Source organism: Spirillospora sp. NPDC048819 (genome assembly GCF_040650055.1).
GTDB lineage: Bacteria > Actinomycetota > Actinomycetes > Streptosporangiales > Streptosporangiaceae > Spirillospora.
In genome coordinates, this window is record NZ_JBEZGN010000102.1 from 1 (window position 1) to 1,408 (window position 1,408).

General features: G+C 73.7%; 1 protein-coding gene. It reads right to left on the bottom strand.

What is annotated here, in order from left to right; all coding sequences use genetic code 11:
- Window positions 1-217 precede the first annotated feature (217 nt).
- Window positions 218-1,408 (bottom strand): SCO6880 family protein (locus AB0C35_RS46005; RefSeq protein WP_358471013.1); only part of this gene is annotated, 1,191 nt, incomplete at its 5' end.

A 1,408-nucleotide genomic window follows, 5' to 3' on the forward strand; every position in this document is an offset into this window, starting at 1 on the left:
AGTTGGTGGCGTCCGACCGGGGTGCCGGCGGTCGGTGTGCCCGATCCGGCGGTGAAGGGGTACAGGCCGCAGACCTGGCTGGTGGTGGCCTGGTACTCGGGTGCGGGTTCGACGTGTGCGGCGCGTCCGGTACCGGGGCCGCGCCAGCCCCACGGCGGGGCGAGCGGTTCGGACATGGCGTGTGCTTCGGCGTTCGGCAAGCGTTGATTCCCCTGGTTCAGTGGATGAGGCGGCGAGACAGTTCGGGTGGGCAGATGCCGCAGGGCAGGGTGGTGGCGAACCCTGCGGCTTGGCTGCCCCACAGGCGGCGCAGCCGGATCTTGGCCGAGTCGGCGGACGTCTCCACGTGCGCGACGGCGCGGCGGACCTGGTCTGGGCTGGTGGCGGTGACGGTCGCGTACATGGAGACCAGGCAGACCCCGGCGCCCATCGCTTCCTCGGCGGCGGCCTGGCGCGCACGGGCCGAATCCCAGCTGTCGCGGGCGGTCTCGTCGCGTCCGGTCCGGCGGCGGAACTGGGTGCGGAACGCCGCCGCGTTCACCTCCTGCTGCAGCACCCGGCTCGCCGTCGCAGCCGGTAGTGCCCGGTACTGCAGCGTGACGCGCTTGGGAAACGGGCCGGGCGCAACCAGCCGGGCCAGGACGTCCGAGCGGACGTTCTGCCGGGGCGGTTCGTGCCAGGCCCAGCTCACCGACTGCCCGCCGTCGTGCTCGTAGTGGCCGGTGTGCTCGGTGGCGGCGACCGGTCCGGCATCGCACCAGTTCAAGACCTCGTCTGCGTCCGGGGCGGCGAGGAGCCGGTTGACCTCGCCGCGCGCGTGCGGATCAAACGCGGTCCGCACCGCACCGGCGATCTCGGCGGCGGTGGCGCGCCCGAGGACGGAGACGCCGCAGCCGCCGAGCCGGGACGCCAGCCCGTCCAGCGTCCGGCCCAGTTCGGCGACCGCTTCGAACAAGTCCTTCGGGCGGCTTGTGGACGTCTTGGGGTCGAAGGTGATCGAGACGCGGGTGTCGACATCGGCTGCCGCGGCCGGGGCCGTCCGGACGAGCTCGCTCATGATGGTGCGCGCCGGGGCCGGCGCGGTCGCGACGACGGCGCGGACGACGGTGTCGGCGAGCGTGGACCCGGGCTCGGGCGCCGTCTCCACTATCACCGTCACCCACCGGACGGCGGGCATGTGCCCGAGGGAGGCGAGCCAGCCGCCCCAGCCCGCGACCCAGGTATCGGCGTCGCTGCGATCGGCCAGCCACGTCGACGTCGGCACGACCCGCAGCGTGGCGGTCAGCAGCCCGGTGCGGCGGTCCCACACGATCCCGTACCGGCCGCCGTACCCGTCCTCGGCGCTCAACAGCGTCAACGGCGCCAGCACACCCGGGAGCTGGAACGCCCGCGGATGATCGATGACGAC